Genomic DNA, 17,799 nt, shown 5'->3' on the forward strand with positions numbered 1-17,799 from the left:
CCGCGCCTCAGGCGAGGCTGGTTGTCGAGCCCCGCCGGCGATTGAGGCGCGGGTCCGGGCAGGGCCCGGGAAACGGAGAAAGGGCGGGTAGGGGAACAGCCCCGCAGGGCGCGGCCCCTCACGGCGCGCCCGGTGGGAGGAAGGGGAGGCCCGACGGGGCGCCGGCCTCGATCAGCCGCAGCAGCGCATCCGTGTCCGCGTGCTCCTCGATCAGGTCGCCCAGCAGGTCGAGCTGCTGCTCGCGCAGCGCCTCGAACGACGTGTCCGGCGCCGGCACGAACCGCCGCCCCGCCGCCGCCGCGACCTCCCGCAGGAACGCCCGGCGGAAGCCGTCCGACTCCAGCGAGCCGTGCCAGTGGGTGCCCCACACCGATCCGACGCGGCAGCCGTCGAGGAAGGGCTCCCCGCCCAGGACCTGCGCGACCCCGTGGTGGATCTCGTAGCCCGTCACGGCCTCGCCCAGCGCCGAGCCCACCGGCCGGGCCAGGGTCTTCTCCGGCGCGAAGCGCACCCGTACGGGCAGCAGCCCGAGGCCGTCCACCGCCCCGGCCCGCGATTCGACCTCGTCCTCGATGTGCTCGCCCAGAACCTGGAACCCGCCGCAGATACCCAGGACCGGCCGCCCCTCGGAGGCCCGCCGCGCCAGCGCGTCCGCGAGTCCGCGTTCGCGCAGCCACGCCAGTGCCTTCACCGTGCCCCGGGTGCCGGGGACGACGACCAGGTCCGCGTCGGCCAGTTCCTCGGCCCGGTCCACGAACCGCACCACGACCCCCGGCTCCGCCGCGAGCGCGTCGACGTCCGTGAAGTTCGACATCAGCGGCACCGCGCACACGGCGACCCGCAGCACGTCCTCGCCCACGGGCGGCGCCACCACGGATTCCCGTACCGCGCCCCGCAGGGAGACCCGCAGGCCGTCCTCTTCGTCGATGCCCAGCCCGTGCCGGAACGGCAGCACCCCGTAGGTCGCCCGCCCGGTCAGGCCGCGCAGCATCTCCATGCCCGGCTCCAGCAGCGACACGTCGCCGCGGAACTTGTTGACCATGTACCCCGCGATCAGCGACTGGTCCTCGGGGGAGAGCAGTGCGGTCGTCCCGAAGAAGGACGCGAAGACCCCGCCCCGGTCGATGTCGCCCACCACGACCACCGGGAACCGCGCGGCCCGCGCGATCCCCATGTTCACGATGTCGGTCCGGCGCAGGTTGATCTCGGCCGGACTCCCCGCTCCCTCGCAGATCACGGCGTCATACGTGCCCCGCAGCTGCTCCAGGCAGTCCGTGACGATGCCGAGCAGCTGCTCCTGGCGCCCGCCGTGGTAGCCGCGCGCGCTCATCTCGCCCACGGGCTTTCCCAGCAGCACCACCTGGCTGCTGCGGTCGCTGCCGGGCTTGAGCAGCACCGGGTTCATCAGCGCCGTCGGCTCCACGCGGGCCGCCTGGGCCTGCATCGCCTGGGCGCGCCCGATCTCGGCGCCCTCCCGCGTGACGAACGAGTTCAGCGACATGTTCTGCGCCTTGAAGGGCGCCACCTTCACGCCTTGGCGGCTCAGCCAGCGGCAGATGCCCGCCGTGACCACGCTCTTGCCGGCGTCCGACGTGGTGCCCGCGACCAGCAGACCGCCGCCGCGCTTCGCGCCGCTCATGCGCGCCGCCCTCTCTTGGTCGTACGGGGGATCAGCAGTCGGGAGACCAGCAGCCGGGCGGCCACACAGGTCCCCAGGGCCAGCCAGGTCACCTGCTGCGACAGCCGGACCGCCCGCTCGATGTCCGCGACCTCCACCGGCCGCCCCTTCTCGCCGTTCAGCACGGCACGGTGCTCGACCCGGCCGCCGTACGCCAGGGTCCCGCCCAGTCTGACGCCGAGCGCCCCGGCGAAGGAGGCCTCGACGGGTCCGGCGTTCGGGCTGGGGTGCGCGGCGGCGTCCGAGCGCCAGGCCCGTACGGCTCCCCGCCGGTCGGGTCCGGCCAGTACGGCGGCGGCCGCCGTCAGCCGGGCCCCAGGCCAGCCCGCCAGGTCGTCGAGCCGGGCGGAGGCCCAGCCGTAGCGCAGGTAGCGGGGGGACTTGTGGCCGACCATCGCGTCCAGGGTGTTCACGGCGCGGAAGGCCAGCAGGCCCGGGACGCCGGCGACGGCGCCCCACACCAGGGCCCCGACGACCGCGTCGGAGGTGTTCTCGGCGACGGACTCCACGACCGCGCGGGCCATCTGCTGCCCGTCCAGGGCTTGCGGGTCGCGCCCGCACAGGTGGGGCAGCCGCTCCCGGGCCACCTCGGTGTCCCCTGCGGCGAGCGCCCCGCCGATGGCGCGGGCCTCGCGGCCCAGCGAGGTGCCGCCCACGACGGCCCAGGTGGCGGCGGCGGTCAGGGTGATACGGGCGGCAGCGGGCCGGGAGCGCACGGCGCGGGCGCCCAGCGCACCGACGGCGGCCGCGCCCCCGGCGCACACCAGGGTGTGCAGGAGGCCCCGGGCGCGGTCGTCGCGCCACAGGGAGCGCTCGACGGCGGCGGCGGCCCGCCCGAAGGCGGCCACGGGGTGCCCTCGGCGGGGATCACCGAGGATCCGGTCGCCGATCAGGCCCGCCGTGGCGCCGTACGCGAACACGCGATCGGCACGCATGGTGGCAGGTATGTCCTCACTCAGGGTCCGCGCCCTGGTTCGACGTGTCCGGCGGCGAGAGTTCCTGGCTCCCGGGACGCACGCGCGGCGTGCGCTCCCCGGTGACAGTGGCGGGACCGCGCCGGATTCGCACCGGACTTCCTCTCCATGCCGCCGTATTGGCTCGGGCAGTCCACCACGCACCGAGAACGCCCGTCAACTCGCCGTTGACCTGCGGCGCTGCAGGGGCGGGAGATGCGAAAGCTCCCCCCGGGAGAAACCCGGAGGGAGCCTTCGCGCCCGGCCCGCCGTACGGCGGGGGATCAGGCGACGATCAGGTAGATCCCGTACGTCACGGCGGCCGCGACGAGCGTGAAGCAGAGGTACGCGCCGCTGCGGGCCAGGGTGGCGGCGCCGCCCTGCTCGGTCGCGGCCTCGTGCTTGGACAGGCCCATCAGGCCCAGCGTGAACAGGGCCACGAGGGCGACGGTGGCGAAGAGGCTGACCCCGAAGACGGAGCCGAGCGCTTCCCAGTCGATCTTCATACTGCCGTTTCCTCTGTGTGTCTCGGTCAGACCGCGGCGGCCGGAGCCGCCGGGGTCGTCGTCGCGGCCGGGATGGTGGCCTTGAGGGCGTCGTCCGTGACCGCGGCGGTCGTACCGGCGGCTGCGACCGTCGTGCCGGCCGCGGCGACGGTCGGCGGGACGGTGACGGCCGCGATCGCCGTGGTGACGACACCCGGCTCGTGGGCGTCGACCGGCTCCACGTCGTTGACGTTGCTGTGGTCGACGACCTGGCGGCGCGAGATGAGCCAGATGGCGAGGCAGGAGCCGACCAGGAAGACGGTGACGGCGGCGATGCCGATGTCACCCGTGCGCATGACCAGCTCGGCACCGGCCGAGACCAGCGCGGCGGCCGGCAGGGTCAGGCCCCAGGCGACGAACATGCGGGTCGCGGTGGACCAGCGGACCACACCGCCCTTGCGGCCCAGGCCCGCACCCATGACCGCACCGGAGCACGAGTGGGTGGTGGAGAGCGAGAAGCCCAGGGTGGAGGAGGCGAGGATGACGGACGCGGCCGAGGTCTGGGCGGCGAAGCCCTGCTGCGGCTGCAGGTCGGTCAGGCCCTTGCCCATGGTGCGGATGATGCGCCAGCCGCCCAGGTAGGTGCCCATCGCGATGGCCACACCGGCCGAGACGATGACCCACACCGGCGGGTTCGAGTCGGGGGCGATCGCACCGCCGGCGATGAGGGCCAGGGTGATGATGCCCATCGTCTTCTGCGCGTCGTTGGTTCCGTGCGCGAGGGAGACGAGGCCGGCCGAGGCGATCTGACCGGCGCGGTAGCCCTTGGCGGAGGTCTTGTCGCCGACCTTGCCGCCCATCTTGTAGGTGACCTTGGCGGCCAGGTACGCGGCGATGCCGGCCACCAGCGGGGCGGCGATCGCGGGGATGAGCACCTTGGTGACGATGACGCTGCCGTTGACCGCGCCGATGCCGGCGGAGGCGACCGCGGCGCCGATGAGGCCGCCCATCAGGGCGTGCGAGGAGCTGGAGGGGAGGCCGACCAGCCAGGTGACGAGGTTCCAGAGGATCGCGCCGACGAGGGCCGCGAAGATCACTTCTGGCTGGATGCCGTCCTCGTTGACCAGGCCCTTGGAGATCGTCTTGGCGACCTCCACGGACATGAACGCGCCGACGAGGTTGAGCACGGCGGACATGGCCACCGCCGTCTTGGGCTTGAGGGCGCCGGTCGAGATGGTGGTGGCCATCGCGTTGGCCGTGTCGTGAAAACCGTTCGTGAAGTCGAACACGAGAGCGGTGATGATCACGATCCCGAGGAGAAGCGTTATGTGCTCCATTTACCCAGGCTTCTGTTTGACGTCAGTGGCTCGGCGACCGTAGGCAACCTGGGTGAACGGAAGGTGAACTGGCGCGGGCGGAGCGGTGTACGGGCACGGGGCCCCATCGCGACATTCGTCCTGATTCTGTCGTAGAAATCAGCATTAATGCACGTCAAAGCCGGGTGAATGAACCCCTCCGGGTGGCCCGGCGCCGCATCCGGCCCTGCGCCCGGAGCCCCTGAAGAGACCTAGATCACCCCTCTCCCGGCGCTGGCGGAGGGATCCCCTCCGGTGGCCCGCCCGAGCCCGGGCGCAGACACTGGAGCGGTGCGAACCGCGACAGCGACGGCAGCAGCCGTCACCACCGCTCTCCTGGGCGCCGGCGCGGCCGCCGTCGCGGTCGGCCGGTACGCCGCCGACGCGGCCCTGCGGCCCGAACCCGGCCGTCCGCTCCCCGGCGGGCCGCGGCTGAGCATCCACTCCACCGCCCCCGGCCGGGTCGCGCTGACCCGCTCGCTCACCTCCCTGCGCCCCGGTACGTACGGCCTGGTCGCGCCGGGCGTGCACGCCGTCGTCGGGCCCGTGCTCCCGGACGCCGAGCACGACCCGGACACCGTCGTACGGGAGCTCCTCTCCGTCACCCACGGCACCCTCGCCCCCGGGACCCGGGTCACCCTCACCCCCCAGGTGTACGTCGGCGACCCCCGCACCGCCCTCGGGCTCGACCACGCCGACGTGGACGTCCCCGGAGAGCTCGGCGCGCTCCCCGCCTGGTTCCTGCCCGGGGTCCGGGACACCTGGGTGATCACCGTGCACGGGCTCGGCGGCAGCCGCGAGCACCCGATGGTGGTCATGCCCTTCCTGCACCGCCACCGGCTGCCCGTCCTGGACCTCGGCTACCGCGGCGACCTCGGCGCCCCCGCCTCCCCGGACGGCCTCGGCCACCTCGGCGAATCGGAGTGGCGGGACCTGGACGCCGCCATCCGCTACGCCGTGCGCTACGGCGCCCGGCGCGTGGTCCTGCACGGCTGGTCCACCGGCGCCGCCATGGCCCTGCACGCCGCCGAGCGCTCGGCGCTGGCCGACCGGATCTCCGGGCTGGTGCTGGACTCGCCGGTACTCGACTGGCACACCACCCTGCGCGGGCTCGCCGCGGCCCGCCGTACCCCGGCCGTGGTGCTGCCGCTGGCGGTCCGGGCCGCCGAGGGCCGCGCGGGACTGCGCGCCGACCACCGGCCGCCGGGCGCGGACCCCGGCGCGCTGCGCGTCCCCGTACTGATCTTCCACGGCCCGGACGACTCGCTCGCCCCCTGGGGCCCCTCCCGCAGGCTGGCCGCGGCCCGCCCCGATCTCGTCACCCTGCACACCGTGCCCGGAGCCGGGCACGGTGCGATGTGGAACGCCGGCCCGGCCGGATACGAGGAGGCCCTGCGCCGCTTCCTCACCCCCCTCATGTGAGCCTCATGTGAGCGCCCGTCATGTGAAGGCCGTGTGACGGACCGGGTCCTGCGGGCGTGTTGTCCCGGTCTGCACCACGGGCGATCGGCGGCAAGCGTTCATTCCGTTTGGGCTTTCGGCCAGTGACGGGCGAGACTGCTTCCGTGACGTCCCGAAAGCCTGATGAGCAGTTGGCTCGCGACTCCAGACTCCGACTCGTCTCCCCGCGGTCGGTCGCCGCGGCCCGCAAGGCGGTGACCGACCGGCGTACCCGTCCCGCCCCGCGCCCCCCGGCGGGCACGCCCGCCACGGCCGACCTCGCGAACCGGGCCCGGGCCTCGCTCGCCGATGCCGTACGCCTGACCCGCTGGGCCGAGCGCAACCTCGGCGCCGGAGACGGCGGCCGGCCCGCCCCCACGGGCGCCCTGGCGCCCTCCGACGTCGAACGCGCCGCCGCGGAACTGGGCCTGACGCACGGCCAGATCCGGGTCGGCTGGGACCGGGCCCGCCTCGCCGGCCTGGTCGAGGTGCACGGCGGCCACGCCCGGCCGGGCTGGCGGCTGCGCGCATGGGACCGCGACGACACCGCCGTCCTGCGCGGCTGGGTCGCCCTCTTCGACGCCTGGTCGCTGGTCCACCCCGCCCCCGCCGACATCGCCCCCGCGGCCGTCGCCGAGGTCGTCGAGGCGATGCCCCAGCTCCTCTCCCTGCTCCAGCTCTCCGCGGGCGCGGTGACCGTCCCCGACCTGCTCGACCTGCTGGGCCAGCGCGTCACCGAGCTGCGCGACGAGCGGTGCGAGATCCCCTACGACGCGGAGCCCGCGGCCGAGGGAACGGCCCCCGACGCCGAACCGGGAGCCCCGGCCGAACCGGAAGACCCGGCCGAACCCGAAAACCCGGCTCCCGCCGAGCAGGGAGCCCTCGCCGAACCGTCCGCGGTCCCCGGTTCCGCCGAGGCCCGTCCCGTCCCGCTCGCCCGGCTGCTGCGCTGGGCCCTCGGCGGTCTCGCCGCCGTGGACGCCGTCACCCTCGGCCCAGCCCGGGCCACGCTCACCCCGCTCGGCAGCTGGGCCGTCTGGGTCAAGCTGGAGCAGATCTGCGTCGCGGCGCAGAGCCCCGCCGGGAACATCGAGCAGTCCGCCGCCGCCATGCTGCACGGCTGCGCGCGGCTCACCCCCGGTCCGGCCCGCGCCGAGTACCAGGCCTGGCTCGCCGCCCGGCCCGTCGGCCACGCCGTGGCCGAGCTCCTGCAGGCGGCCCGCGGCGAGGACGCCCTGCTGCGCGGCCTCGCCTTCGAGGCGCTGCGCGTGGTCGGCGCCCCCGCCGAGCCCGAGGTGCGCGCCGCCGTACGCGAGCCCGCCCTGCGCCCCTACGCCCTGCTCTGGCTCGCCGAGCACGACGGGATCGACCCCGACGAGGCGCAGGACGTGCTCACCGCGGAGGAGTCGACCTGGCTCTGGGTGGACACCGCGGCCGCCATCGCCGACCACGGCGAGGCCGACCTGCTGGCCCGCCACCTGGACTCGGCCGTGCGGACGACCGTCCCCCGGCTGCTGGACGAGGTCCGCGCGGTCGGTCATCCGCGCACCGTGCAGGTCCTGGTCGCACTGGCCGCGGCCCACCCCGACCCGGCCCTGGCCAAGGCGGTCCGCCGGGCCGCCTTCCAGGTCCACACCGGCGGCGCCTGACGCCCGCGCTACGCGCGTACGCGCCGCGGGTCTTCAGACCTGCGGCGCGTACGTCCCGAAGCTCCAGATGTTGCCCTCGCCGTCCCGGGCCATGTAGTCGCGGGAGCCGTAGTCCTGGTCGGTGGGCTCCATCAGGATCTCCACGCCGTGCTCCACGGCCCGCCGGTGGTGGGCGTCCACGTCGTCGACCACGACATAGACCCCCGAGGGGCCCGCGCCCTCCATGGCCTTGTCGAAGACCCCGCCGGTGCCCTTGCTGCCCAGCATCACCATGCCGTTGCCGTACGCCAGCTCCGCGTGCGTCACCGAGCCGTTCTCGCCCTCGTACACCGCGACCTGGCTGAACCCGAAGGCCTCGGTCAGCAGCTTGATGGCCGCCTTCGCGTCGCGGTAGACCAGGGTGGGGCAGATGGACGGAACGCCTGCCATGACGATCACTCCCTCTCGTGACGGTGACCCGCGTCACACCAGCATGGCAGGCGCCGCCGACAGTCAGCGGAAGGTGTTGCACTGGGCCATGTCGCCGGTCCGGTAGCCCTGGTAGAACCACTGCTGGCGCTGCTCGGCCGAACCGTGCGTCCAGGACTCCGGGTTGACCCGGCCCTGGATCTTCTCCTGGATCCGGTCGTCGCCGACCGCGGCCGCCGCGTCCAGCCCGTCCCTGATGTCCTCGTCGGTGAGCGAGGTGATCAGCGGCCAGCCGGTGGACTCGTCGGGGGTCCTCGTCGCGTGGTGCGCCCACACCCCGGCGTAGCAGTCCGCCTGCAGTTCGACCTTGACGGCGTTGCTGGCCGCGCCCTGCCGCCCGTCCTGGGCCCGCTGGAGCGTCCCGGTCAGGTTCTGGATGTGGTGCCCGTACTCATGGGCGATGACGTAGGCCTGGGCGAAGGGGCCGCCGGTCGCGCCGAACTTCGTGCGCAGGTCGTCGTAGAACGCCAGGTCCAGGTAGACCCGCCGGTCGGCGGGACAGTAGAAGGGCCCGACCGCCGAGGTGGCCGCCCCGCAGCCGGTGTTCACGCGGTTCTGGAAGAAGAGCGTCGTCGCCGGGCTGTAGGTGCCTCCGCGCCGGGTGAACTCCTGCCGCCAGAAGTCCTGGGTGCTGTTGACCACCGCCACCAGCCGGCAGTCCTCCCGGGCGTTCGCGTCCCTCCCCTTCTTGCAGGCCTGCTCCACCTGGTTGAGGGAGGACGAGACGGGCGCCGGCTCCGGGTCGCCGGGGGACAGCCCCAGCTGCTCCGGTCCCACACCGAACAGCAGGCCCATGACCAGCGCGATCAGCCCGACGATGCCGCCGCCGATCGTGGCCCGCCCGCCGGGGATGCGGCTGCCGCGCAGATCCTTGACCTCGGACGTGTCCAGATTGGCGTCGTCGTCGAACTGCATCCCGCACCGCCGTCCATCCGTGGAACCAAGGAGCCACGTCCCCTGCGGCGAGTATCAACCCATTCATTACGATCTGCGCCCCGGCCCTCCGGGGGGATCCCTGAGCCGAACGAGGGACACGCGCGACCGCCCCCGGGTGTCGCGAGGGCGGACCGGCGGCCCGGAAAGTAGTTGCGCACCCCCGGTAGAATGTCTCTCATGGCAAATCTCCTCGCGGATTAGCGGCGTCGAAGCTTCGCGTCCTGCCCCCTCTTCCGCCGTCCCGACCCGCCCTGGAGTATTTCCGTGATCACCGCCACCGGCATCGAGCTGCGCGCCGGCGCCCGCATCCTCATCGAGTCCGCCTCCTTCCGTGTCGCCAAGGGCGACCGCATCGGCCTGGTCGGCCGCAACGGAGCGGGCAAGACCACCCTCACCAAGTGCCTCGCGGGCGAGGGCCAGCCCGCCGCCGGCTCCATCGCCCGCTCGGGCGAGGTCGGCTACCTCCCGCAGGACCCGCGGACCGGCGACCTCGAGGTCCTCGCCAGCGACCGGATCCTGTCCGCCCGCGGCCTCGACGTCCTGATCAAGAAGATGCGCATGAACGAGGAGCGCATCGCCAACGGCAGCGGCGGCACCCGGGAGAAGGCGCTGCGCCAGTACGAGCGCCAGGAGACCGAGTTCCTCACCAAGGGCGGGTACGCCGCCGAGTCCGAGGCCGCGACCATCTCCGCCGCCCTCGGCCTGCCCGACCGGGTGCTCGGCCAGCCGCTGCACACCCTCTCCGGCGGCCAGCGCCGCCGCGTCGAGCTGGCCCGGATCCTCTTCTCGGACGCCGACACCCTGCTCCTCGACGAGCCGACGAACCACCTCGACGCCGACTCCATCGTCTGGCTGCGCGACTACCTGAAGAACTACCGCGGCGGCTTCATCGTGATCTCCCACGATGTCGACCTGGTCGAGACCGTCGTCAACAAGGTCTTCTACCTGGACGCCAACCGCGCCCAGATCGACGTCTACAACATGGGCTGGAAGCTTTACCAGCAGCAGCGCGAGGCCGACGAGAAGCGCCGCAAGCGCGAGCGCCAGAACGCGGAGAAGAAGGCCGCGGCCCTGAACTCGCAGGCCGACAAGATGCGTGCCAAGGCGACCAAGACCGTCGCCGCGCAGAACATGGCCAAGCGTGCCGACCGGCTGCTCGCGGGCCTGGACGCCGTCCGCATCTCCGACAAGGTCGCCAAGCTGCGCTTCCCCGACCCGGCGCCCTGCGGCAAGACCCCGCTGACCGCCGAGGGCCTCTCCAAGTCGTACGGCTCGCTGGAGATCTTCACCGACGTCGACCTGGCCATCGACAAGGGCTCCCGCGTCGTCATCCTCGGCCTCAACGGCGCCGGCAAGACCACCCTGCTGCGCCTGCTGTCGGGCACGGAGAAGCCCGACACCGGCCAGGTCACCCCGGGACACGGCCTCAAGCTCGGCTACTACGCCCAGGAGCACGAGACCCTGGACCCGGAGCGCACGGTCCTGGAGAACATGCGCTCCTCCGCGCCCGACCTGGACCTGGTCGCCGTCCGCAAGACGCTCGGCTCCTTCCTCTTCTCCGGCGACGACGTGGACAAGCCCGCCGGGGTGCTCTCCGGTGGCGAGAAGACCCGTCTCGCCCTCGCCACGCTGGTCGTCTCCTCGGCCAACGTGCTGCTCCTCGACGAGCCCACGAACAACCTCGACCCGGCCAGCCGCGAGGAGATCCTGGGCGCGCTGCGCACGTACAAGGGCGCGGTCATCCTCGTCACGCACGACGAGGGCGCCGTCGAGGCGCTGGAGCCGGAGCGGATCATCCTGCTCCCGGACGGTGTCGAGGACCTGTGGGGACCGGACTACCGGGACCTGGTCGCCCTCGCCTGACCCCGGCGGGGCCCGGCCGGTCCCCGCTCCGGCCGCCCTGCGGCTGCGCCGCGGCCCTGATCCAATTCCTTATGGATCATTCGGCTCAGGGGTGATCCATCATCTGAGTGAGACGGTCTCGTACCGTTGCACGTCGTTCGAGGGCCCCGGCCGCACCAGTGAAGGTGCGCGGCCGGGGCCTTTCGTTTTCCACCGTCCGGCCTCTGACCTGGCGATTCCCGGCGCGAGCGGTGGAGTGTGACGGAAGTCATGCGGCGGAAGAGAAGATTCCGTTCTGCTCGGCCGTCCACTGCTCGAGAAATGCCGCCGTACCGACCTTGCTGAATGGGTGGCCAGGAAGCGTGGGAGGGGTGATCATGAGAAGTCCAGAGCGCACTTCCCATGAGGAGGCACGGGTGGCCGAGACTCTGAAGAAGGGCAGCCGGGTAACCGGCGCCGCGCGCGACAAGCTCGCGGCAGACCTGAAGAAGAAGTACGACTCCGGTGCGAGTATCCGGGCGCTGGCCGAAGAGACCGGCCGGTCCTATGGATTCGTCCACCGGATGCTCAGTGAGTCCGGGGTTTCACTGCGTGGCCGCGGAGGCGCGACACGTGGCAAGAAGGCGGCTACGGCCTGACCCCGGTCCCATCGGTTCCAACGCGTCAACGGCTCCAAGGCTCACATGATCCGACGTTTCCTTCGGTGACCCCCGGTCGGCCCTTTGGTCGACTGGGTGGTTACTGTGCAGTCACTTAGGCCGAGCTTGCGGCCGACTGCACACCGGAGGCATACGGATGGCTCTGCTCGACAAGGACGGCGTACGACTCACCGTCGACGACACGGTCGCCACGGTGACACTGACCAATCCGGCCAAGCGAAATGCCCAATCCCCCGCGCTCTGGCGGGCTTTGGCCGAGGCCGGGAGGTTGTTGCCGGGCACCGTTCGGGTCGTCGTGCTGCGCGGTGAGGGCAAGTCCTTCTCCGCAGGGCTCGACCGGCAGGCGTTCACCCCCGAAGGTTTCGAGGGCGAGCCGTCCTTCCTCGATCTGGCACGCGGTTCGGACGAACTGCTCGACTCCACGATCGCCGAGTACCAGGAGGCATTCACCTGGTGGAGGCGCAACGACATCATCTCCGTCGCCGCCGTGCAGGGGCACGCGATCGGCGCCGGCTTCCAGCTCGCGCTCGCGTGCGACCTGCGCGTGGTCGCGGACGACGTGCAGTTCGCCATGCGCGAGACCAGCCTGGGCCTGGTCCCCGACCTGGCCGGTACCCAGCCCCTGACCTCCCTGGTCGGTTACGCCCGCGCGCTCGAGATCTGCGCGACGGGCCGCTTCGTGCATGCCGAGGAGGCGGAGCGGGTCGGCCTCGCGAACCTGGTGGTCGCGGCGGACGAGCTCGACGCCGCCGTGCAGGACCTCACCAGCGCCCTGCTGGCTCCGCCGCGCGACGCCGTGATCGAGACCAAGGCGCTGCTGCGCGCCGCGCCGTCCCGTCCGTACGACGACCAGCGCACCGCCGAGCGCGCCGCCCAGGCCCGCCGCCTGCGGGACCTGGCGGGCCTCTCGGACTGACCCGCGGCCGCGCCGCCGTCGCCGGGGCTCCGTCGGGCGAACTGTCCGAGCCCGGCGGCGGCGCCGCTGCGGGGGCCGGCCCCCGGACCTCCGCTCCTCAAACGCCTGAGGGGTGGATTTGTGCCGACCGGCGTAGTCCTCACGCGTGGCCGCCCTTCCGCGCTTACCGTGGTGTCGAGTGAGTCCGCACGCAGGGAAGGGACACGCCATGACCGAATCCAGCGCAGGCGGCGGCTCCGCCAGGGAGCCCGCCGAGCGGGGGCGCACCACCATCGCCGACGGGGTGGTCGAGAAGATCGCCGGACTGGCCGCCCGCGAGGTGGTCGGCGTCCACGCCATGGGCAGCGGCAGCGGGCTCTCCCGTACGTTCGGGGCCGTCCGCGACCGGGTGCCCGGCGGCGGCAAGGCCGGTGTCAGCCGCGGGGTCAAGGCCGAGGTCGGCGAGGTACAGACGGCCCTCGACCTGGAGATCGTCGTCGACTACGGCGTGTCGATCCGCGACGTGGCCCGTGCGGTCCGTGAGAACGTCATCTCGGCGGTGGAGCGGATGACCGGCCTGGAGGTCGTCGAGGTCAACATCGCCGTCGGCGACGTCAAGCTGCCCGACGAGCCCGACGAGGAGCCGGAGTCCCGTCTCCAGTAGCCGAGAGGAGCCCGCAATGAGCATGGCGATCGCCGGCCTCTTCGCCGGCATGGCCCTGGCGTTCGCCGGTTACTTCGGCGGGTTCGGAGCCTTCCTCCTGGTGGCGGCCCTCGGCACGATCGGGTTCGTCGCCGGGCGCTTCCTCGACGGGGACCTGGAAGCCGGGGACCTGTTCCGCCGCCGCGACGACCGGCGCGGGTGAGGCGCCGATGAACACCCCGCCACCGGCCACCCCGCCACCGGCGACCCCGCCCGGGGTCCCCCCGCCGCCCCGGGCCGTCGCGCCCCGGGTGGCCGCCGCGGACCGCGGGGCCACCCGCATCGCCGACCGGGTCGTCGCCAAGATCGCCGCCCAGGCCGCCCGGGAGGCGCTCGCCACGACCTCGGGCGCGCCCCCGCACGCGACCGTCACCGTGCACCACGACATCGCACGGGTCCGGGTGAGCCTGGAGCTCGACTACCCCTCCGACCTCGCCGCCCAGTGCGCGGCCGTACGACGCCAGGTCGCCCTGCGCATCGAGGAGTGCGCGTCGATGTCCGTACCCGAGGTGGACGTCGACATCGAGCACCTGCACTCCGCCCACACCCGGACGCACGCCGGGCGGGACCGGCGGCTGCGGTGACGGCCCCCGCCCCCACCAAGGCCGGCCCCACCAGGGCCGACCGCACCAGCGCCGCCCGGTTCCGCTCCGCCCGGCGCATCCCCGCCGCGCTCACCGCCCTGGTCCTGCTGGGCGTGGCGGTGCTGTTCCTGTACGACCTGGCCGCCGTGCTGACCGACCGGCCCGGCATGCGCTGGCGCCGCGAACTCGTCCACCAGCTGGAGACGCGGACCCCCGCGGACCTGGCGGTGCAGCTGACCGGCGGGGCCCTGGCCCTGGCCGGGGCGGTGCTCCTGCTGCTGGCGCTCGCCCCGGGGCTGCGCGGGATCCTGACGATGCGGAGCCCGGACCCGGGCGCGGGCGTACGGGCCGGGATCGGGCGCAAGGACGCCGCGCAGATCCTGCGGGACCGGGCCATGGAGGTGTCCGGGGTGCGCTCGGTCCGGGTCAGGGTGGGCCGTTCCCGCATCAGGGTGAGGGCCACCTCGCACTTCCGCGAACTGGACGACGTACGGGCCGACCTGGACGCGGTCCTCGCCGTCGGCATCGAGGAACTGGGCCTCGTGCACCCGCCGCAGCCGCGGGTGCGGGTCAGGAGGTGAGCGGGATGCTCGGGGCGGTGAACCGGACGCTGCTGGCGCTGGTGGGAGCGGTCCTGCTGGCGGCCGGGGTCGTGCTGCTGACGGCCTCGTGGCCGCTGAACGGCCGGCACGCACCGCTGTTGGCCGAGGAGGCCCGGCGCCGGTACTGGCACGCCGAGGACTGGTGGTGGTGGGCGGTGCTCTCCGGGCTCGGGCTGTGCGTCGTGCTGGCGCTGTGGTGGCTGCTGTCCCAGGTGAGGCGTCCGCGGCTGGCGGCGGTGGTCGTGGACACCGGCGACGGGGCGTACGCCCTGCTGCGGGGGCGCGCGCTGGAGGAGGCGGTGGCCGCGGAGACCGGCGCCGTGGAGGGGGTCGCGGGCTGCAGGGCCACCCTGCGCCGGCGACGCGGGGCGCCCGCCCTGCGGGTCGCCCTGGAACTGGAACCCCACGCGGTCCCCGCCGACGCCCTGGCCGCCGTGGCGGGCCAGGTCCTCACCCACGCCCGGACCTCGGCGGGCCTCCCGGAACTGCCGACGGAGGCCCGCCTCAAGGTGACGTCCCACCGCGCCCAGCGCGTGACGTAGCCCCCGGCAACGGCCGGTCAGAAACCGTGCCGGTAGCCGCCGTCGACCGGGAGCATGACGCCCGTCAGGTAGGAGGCCGCCGGGGAGAGCAGGAACGCCGCCGTGCGGCCGAACTCCTCCGGGGCGCCGTACCGCCGCAGCGGGATGCGGGACTCGTTGCCCGCGCGCGCCGCCTCCGCGTCACCGGACAGCGCGTCGAGCTCGCGCACGCGGTCGGTGTCGATGCGCGCCGGAAGCAGGCCGACGACCCGGATCCCGCGCGGGCCGAGCTCCACCGACAGGGACTTCGCGAAGCCCGCCAGTCCCGGGCGCAGGCCGTTGGAGATGGTCAGGCCGGGGATCGGCTCGTGGACCGAGCCCGACAGGACGAAGCCGATGACCCCGCCCTCGCCCAGCTCGGCGGCCGCCGCCCGCGCGAGGCGGACCGCGCCCAGGAAGACCGACTCGAAGGCCGCCGACCACTGCTCGTCGGTGTTGTCGGCCGCGGAGCCCGGAGCCGGTCCGCCGACGCTGATGAGGATGCCGTCGAGGCGGCCGAAGCGCTCGCGCGCGCCGGCGACGAGCCGGCCGGCCGCCGCCGGGTCGGCGTTGTCGGCCGCCACACCCGTGGCGTTCGGTCCGAGCGAGGCGGCGGCGTCGGCCGCCCGCTTCTCGTCCCGGCCCGTCAGGAGGACCTTCGCGCCGTCGGCGGTCAGTTCCCGGGCGGAGGCGAAGCCGAGGCCGCGCGTGGCCCCGGTGACGATGTAGACACGGTCTTTCAGTCCAAGATCCATGCCGACACGCTACGCCGTCGCGTGCTCCTGTTCGGCGGCTTCCGCCTGCGCCGCCGCCTCCTCGCGGTCGCGCTTCTCCCGACGTACGAGGACCAGCCAGCCCACCGGCACCGCGGAGGCGAACAGCCACCACTGGACGGCGTACGCCATGTGCGCGCCGATCGAGTCGTGGTCGGGATCGGCGACGGTCTCGGGGCCGCCGGCGGCCGCGGCCGGGTCGTCGAGCTCCAGGTATCCGCCGAGGACCGGCCGGCCCAGGTACTCCGCCTGCTGCACGCTGTTGATCAGCATCACCTGGCGGTCCGGCAGGCCCTTGCGGTTCTTGATGCCGCTGCCGCCGCTCGTCTCGTCGGCCTTCAGCCGGCCGGTGACAGTGACCTCGCCCGCGGGTGCGGCCGGCACCGGCGGGTAGGCGCGGGGGTCGTCGCCGCCCGGCACCCAGCCGCGGTTGACCAGCACCACCCGGCCGTCGGCGAGGACGAGCGGGGTCACGACGTGGAAGCCGACCTTGTCGTCGTTGTTGGTCCGCAGCCGTACGACAACCTCGTGCGCGGTGTCGTACGTGCCGGTCGCGGTGACCGCACGCCAGAAGTCCGCGCGGGGCACCCGGTGGCCGGGGGAGGTGACCTCGGTCATGGCGACCGGCTCGGCCCGCAGGTTCGCCTCGATCAGCTGGTTCTGCGCGACCCGGTGCTCATGGCGGTGGTACTGCCAGAACCCGAGCTTGATCATCACGGGGATGAGGACGAGGGCCATGAGGGTGAGGCACACCCACTGCCGGGTCAGCACAAAGCGGTACACGCCCACGACGTTACCCCCAGCGCGGAGGACCCCGGCGGCCGGGTGGCCGTCCGGGGTCGTGACAGGAGGACGGGGCGGACGCCCCGGGGGAACGCGGGCCGGGAACGCCCGCGGGGTGCGGGGGAGTCAGACGCGGTCGACGATGCCCACCTTCCCCTCCGCGCGGGCGCAGTGCGCCCCGCAGTACCACTGGCCCTCGACCTCGACGCCCTGCCCGATGATCGAGACCCGGCAGTGCTCGCAGACGGGCGCCATGCGGTGGATGGCGCAGGAGAAGCAGTCGAAGACGTGCACGGCGCCCTGCGCGTGCACCTCGAAGGACATGCCGTAATCGTTTCCGCAGACCTCACAACGTGCCATGCGCCGAATGCTGCGCACGGGGAAGGGCCGGAACAAGATCCAGCCGGGTGAGTCGCCGCGCCTGCACCCGAGCGGCGCAACGAGGCTTCCGCGGGCTCAGGACTCCGCCGGGGCCACGTCCCTCAGCAGCTGCGTGAAGGCCGCCTCGTCGACGACGGGCGTGCCGAAGGACTTCGCCTTGACCGTCTTGGAGGTCGCCGAGTCGGGGTCGTTCGTCACGAGGAGGCTGGTGAGCCGCGACACACTCGTCGCGATGTGCAGGCCCGCCTCGACCGCCCGGTCCTCCAACAGCTCCCGCTCGACCGAGGTGTCACCGGAGAAGGCGATCCGCATGCCCTGCTGCAGCGGCTTGCCGTCCTCGTAGCGCCCCGGGTTCGGGTGCGGGCAGGCCGGCCGCTTGCGCGAGGGCCGCCAGCCGCCGCCCCGGTAGGAGGACTGGTAGCCGACCCGCGGGGTGGCGGCGGAGTCCGACCACTCGGTCAGCGGCCGGCATTCCAGCAGGGGCAGCCGTACGCCGTCCCGTGCGGCCGCGTGCAGCGAGGGGCGGAACGCCTCCGCCAGCACCCGGGCGTCGTCGAGCGCGTGGTGGGCGCGCTGCTGGACCACGCCGAAGTGCGCGGCGAGCGACTCCAGCTTGTGGTTGGGCAGCGGAAGGTTCAGCTCCTTCGACAGGGCGATGGTGCACAGCCGCTGACGGACCGGCGCGGTCTCGGCGGCCCGCGCGTACTCCCGGGCGATCATCTGCCAGTCGAAGATGGCGTTGTGCGCGACCAGCACCCGGTCCGCGAGCCGGCCGGCGAACTCCCCGGCGATGTCCTTGAAGAGCGGGGCGCCGGAGAGCATGGCGGTCGTCAGCCCGTGGATCCACACCGGTCCCGGGTCCCGCTCCGGGTTGACCAGGGTGTACCAGTGGTCCTCCACATTGCCCTGAGCGTCGAGCCGGTAGACGGCGGCGGAGACTATCCGGTCGTCGCGAGCGAGCCCGGTGGTCTCCACGTCGACGACCGCGTACCCCTGTGGGTACGCGGTCGGCCACATCGTCTCTGCGGTCGTACGGTCGTCGAGCATGGTCAC

At 73.3% G+C, this 17,799-nt stretch carries 20 protein-coding genes and 1 riboswitch; of the genes, 10 read left to right on the forward strand and 10 right to left on the reverse strand.

The window, feature by feature from the left end:
• Nucleotides 1-118 precede the first annotated feature (118 nt).
• From OG534_RS28165 to OG534_RS28180, 4 genes are all read right to left on the reverse strand, one after another.
• Entirely contained in the window at nucleotides 119-1,639 is a 1,521-nt protein-coding gene (locus OG534_RS28165) for a cobyric acid synthase (RefSeq protein WP_326591684.1), read from the reverse strand.
• Nucleotides 1,636-2,613 (reverse strand): cobalamin biosynthesis protein, encoded by a 978-nt coding sequence (locus OG534_RS28170; RefSeq protein WP_326591685.1) that lies wholly within the window; start codon nucleotides 2,611-2,613, stop codon nucleotides 1,636-1,638. The genes OG534_RS28165 and OG534_RS28170 overlap by 4 nt, the downstream gene beginning before the upstream one ends.
• 37 nt (nucleotides 2,614-2,650) lie before the next feature.
• Nucleotides 2,651-2,804, reverse strand: a riboswitch (cobalamin riboswitch).
• A 111-nt stretch (nucleotides 2,805-2,915) separates the two neighbouring features.
• Complete coding sequence (locus OG534_RS28175) at nucleotides 2,916-3,137, reverse strand: hypothetical protein (protein WP_326591686.1); 222 nt, start codon at nucleotides 3,135-3,137, stop codon at nucleotides 2,916-2,918.
• A 26-nt stretch (nucleotides 3,138-3,163) separates the two neighbouring features.
• Entirely contained in the window at nucleotides 3,164-4,453 is a 1,290-nt protein-coding gene (locus OG534_RS28180; protein WP_326591687.1) for an inorganic phosphate transporter, read from the reverse strand.
• Nucleotides 4,454-4,762: 309 nt separating this feature from the next.
• Between OG534_RS28180 and OG534_RS28185 the strand changes: the two genes are divergently transcribed.
• Nucleotides 4,763-5,893, forward strand: a complete 1,131-nt coding sequence (locus tag OG534_RS28185) for an alpha/beta hydrolase (RefSeq protein ID WP_326591689.1) — start codon at nucleotides 4,763-4,765, stop codon at nucleotides 5,891-5,893.
• Nucleotides 5,894-6,036: 143 nt separating this feature from the next.
• Entirely contained in the window at nucleotides 6,037-7,560 is a 1,524-nt protein-coding gene (locus OG534_RS28190; RefSeq protein WP_442807160.1) for a hypothetical protein, read from the forward strand.
• A 33-nt stretch (nucleotides 7,561-7,593) separates the two neighbouring features.
• On the opposite strand, the gene OG534_RS28195 is transcribed toward OG534_RS28190, so the two are convergent.
• The gene (locus tag OG534_RS28195) at nucleotides 7,594-7,989 is read right to left on the reverse strand and encodes a VOC family protein (protein ID WP_326591690.1); all 396 of its coding nucleotides are present in this window, start codon (nucleotides 7,987-7,989) and stop codon (nucleotides 7,594-7,596) included.
• Nucleotides 7,990-8,052: 63 nt separating this feature from the next.
• Nucleotides 8,053-8,943, reverse strand: a complete 891-nt coding sequence (ypfJ, locus tag OG534_RS28200; RefSeq protein WP_326591691.1) for a KPN_02809 family neutral zinc metallopeptidase — start codon at nucleotides 8,941-8,943, stop codon at nucleotides 8,053-8,055.
• Between the two features lie 285 nt (nucleotides 8,944-9,228).
• On the opposite strand from ypfJ, the gene OG534_RS28205 reads away from it, so the two are divergent.
• The 8 genes from OG534_RS28205 to amaP all read left to right on the forward strand — a co-directional run bounded on the left by OG534_RS28205 (nucleotide 9,229) and on the right by amaP (nucleotide 14,791).
• Complete coding sequence (locus OG534_RS28205) at nucleotides 9,229-10,827, forward strand: ABC-F family ATP-binding cassette domain-containing protein (RefSeq protein WP_326591693.1); 1,599 nt, start codon at nucleotides 9,229-9,231, stop codon at nucleotides 10,825-10,827.
• Between the two features lie 395 nt (nucleotides 10,828-11,222).
• Nucleotides 11,223-11,444 (forward strand): helix-turn-helix domain-containing protein, encoded by a 222-nt coding sequence (locus OG534_RS28210; protein ID WP_030010789.1) that lies wholly within the window; start codon nucleotides 11,223-11,225, stop codon nucleotides 11,442-11,444.
• A gap of 157 nt (nucleotides 11,445-11,601) precedes the next feature.
• Nucleotides 11,602-12,381 (forward strand): enoyl-CoA hydratase/isomerase family protein, encoded by a 780-nt coding sequence (locus OG534_RS28215; protein ID WP_326591696.1) that lies wholly within the window; start codon nucleotides 11,602-11,604, stop codon nucleotides 12,379-12,381.
• Nucleotides 12,382-12,589: 208 nt separating this feature from the next.
• Nucleotides 12,590-13,024 carry an Asp23/Gls24 family envelope stress response protein gene (locus tag OG534_RS28220; protein WP_326591697.1) on the forward strand — a complete coding sequence of 145 codons (435 nt, stop codon included), beginning with the start codon at nucleotides 12,590-12,592 and terminating at the stop codon, nucleotides 13,022-13,024.
• A 16-nt stretch (nucleotides 13,025-13,040) separates the two neighbouring features.
• Complete coding sequence (locus tag OG534_RS28225; RefSeq protein WP_326591698.1) at nucleotides 13,041-13,226, forward strand: hypothetical protein; 186 nt, start codon at nucleotides 13,041-13,043, stop codon at nucleotides 13,224-13,226.
• 7 nt (nucleotides 13,227-13,233) lie between these two features.
• Nucleotides 13,234-13,647, forward strand: a complete 414-nt coding sequence (locus tag OG534_RS28230) for a hypothetical protein (RefSeq protein WP_326591699.1) — start codon at nucleotides 13,234-13,236, stop codon at nucleotides 13,645-13,647.
• Nucleotides 13,644-14,228: a DUF6286 domain-containing protein gene (locus OG534_RS28235; RefSeq protein ID WP_326591700.1), complete on the forward strand. Its 585-nt coding sequence runs from the start codon at nucleotides 13,644-13,646 to the stop codon at nucleotides 14,226-14,228. Before OG534_RS28230 ends, OG534_RS28235 begins: the two co-directional genes overlap by 4 nt.
• Nucleotides 14,229-14,233: 5 nt before the next feature.
• A complete protein-coding gene (gene amaP, locus OG534_RS28240; RefSeq protein ID WP_326591702.1) occupies nucleotides 14,234-14,791 on the forward strand; it encodes an alkaline shock response membrane anchor protein AmaP in 558 nt (185 codons plus the stop codon).
• Between the two features lie 17 nt (nucleotides 14,792-14,808).
• On the opposite strand, the gene OG534_RS28245 is transcribed toward amaP, so the two are convergent.
• The 4 genes from OG534_RS28245 to OG534_RS28260 form a co-directional block, all read right to left on the reverse strand.
• A complete protein-coding gene (locus OG534_RS28245; RefSeq protein ID WP_326591704.1) occupies nucleotides 14,809-15,564 on the reverse strand; it encodes an SDR family oxidoreductase in 756 nt (251 codons plus the stop codon).
• Nucleotides 15,565-15,573: 9 nt separating this feature from the next.
• Complete coding sequence (locus tag OG534_RS28250) at nucleotides 15,574-16,365, reverse strand: SURF1 family cytochrome oxidase biogenesis protein (RefSeq protein WP_326591705.1); 792 nt, start codon at nucleotides 16,363-16,365, stop codon at nucleotides 15,574-15,576.
• Between the two features lie 126 nt (nucleotides 16,366-16,491).
• On the reverse strand, nucleotides 16,492-16,725 hold the full coding sequence (locus OG534_RS28255) for a hypothetical protein (RefSeq protein WP_326591706.1): 234 nt from the start codon (nucleotides 16,723-16,725) through the stop codon (nucleotides 16,492-16,494).
• A gap of 96 nt (nucleotides 16,726-16,821) precedes the next feature.
• A complete protein-coding gene (locus OG534_RS28260) occupies nucleotides 16,822-17,799 on the reverse strand; it encodes a DEDDh family exonuclease (protein ID WP_326591707.1) in 978 nt (325 codons plus the stop codon).

This window comes from Streptomyces sp. NBC_01294 (assembly GCF_035917235.1).
GTDB classification, from domain to species: domain Bacteria; phylum Actinomycetota; class Actinomycetes; order Streptomycetales; family Streptomycetaceae; genus Streptomyces; species Streptomyces caledonius.

What these genes read in the sequence shown, in the direction of transcription:
- OG534_RS28175 (WP_326591686.1), bottom strand. Translation starts at nt 3,137, where the DNA reads ATGAAGATCGACTGGGAAGCGCTCGGCTCCGTCTTCGGGGTCAGCCTC.
- OG534_RS28245 (WP_326591704.1), bottom strand. Translation starts at nt 15,564, where the DNA reads ATGGATCTTGGACTGAAAGACCGTGTCTACATCGTCACCGGGGCCACG.
- OG534_RS28215 (WP_326591696.1), top strand. Translation starts at nt 11,602, where the DNA reads ATGGCTCTGCTCGACAAGGACGGCGTACGACTCACCGTCGACGACACG.
- ypfJ (WP_326591691.1), bottom strand. Translation starts at nt 8,943, where the DNA reads ATGCAGTTCGACGACGACGCCAATCTGGACACGTCCGAGGTCAAGGAT.
- OG534_RS28165 (WP_326591684.1), bottom strand. Translation starts at nt 1,639, where the DNA reads ATGAGCGGCGCGAAGCGCGGCGGCGGTCTGCTGGTCGCGGGCACCACG.
- amaP (WP_326591702.1), top strand. Translation starts at nt 14,234, where the DNA reads ATGCTCGGGGCGGTGAACCGGACGCTGCTGGCGCTGGTGGGAGCGGTC.
- OG534_RS28225 (WP_326591698.1), top strand. Translation starts at nt 13,041, where the DNA reads ATGAGCATGGCGATCGCCGGCCTCTTCGCCGGCATGGCCCTGGCGTTC.
- OG534_RS28195 (WP_326591690.1), bottom strand. Translation starts at nt 7,989, where the DNA reads ATGGCAGGCGTTCCGTCCATCTGCCCCACCCTGGTCTACCGCGACGCG.
- OG534_RS28170 (WP_326591685.1), bottom strand. Translation starts at nt 2,613, where the DNA reads ATGCGTGCCGATCGCGTGTTCGCGTACGGCGCCACGGCGGGCCTGATC.
- OG534_RS28255 (WP_326591706.1), bottom strand. Translation starts at nt 16,725, where the DNA reads ATGGCACGTTGTGAGGTCTGCGGAAACGATTACGGCATGTCCTTCGAG.
- OG534_RS28220 (WP_326591697.1), top strand. Translation starts at nt 12,590, where the DNA reads ATGACCGAATCCAGCGCAGGCGGCGGCTCCGCCAGGGAGCCCGCCGAG.
- OG534_RS28230 (WP_326591699.1), top strand. Translation starts at nt 13,234, where the DNA reads ATGAACACCCCGCCACCGGCCACCCCGCCACCGGCGACCCCGCCCGGG.
- OG534_RS28180 (WP_326591687.1), bottom strand. Translation starts at nt 4,453, where the DNA reads ATGGAGCACATAACGCTTCTCCTCGGGATCGTGATCATCACCGCTCTC.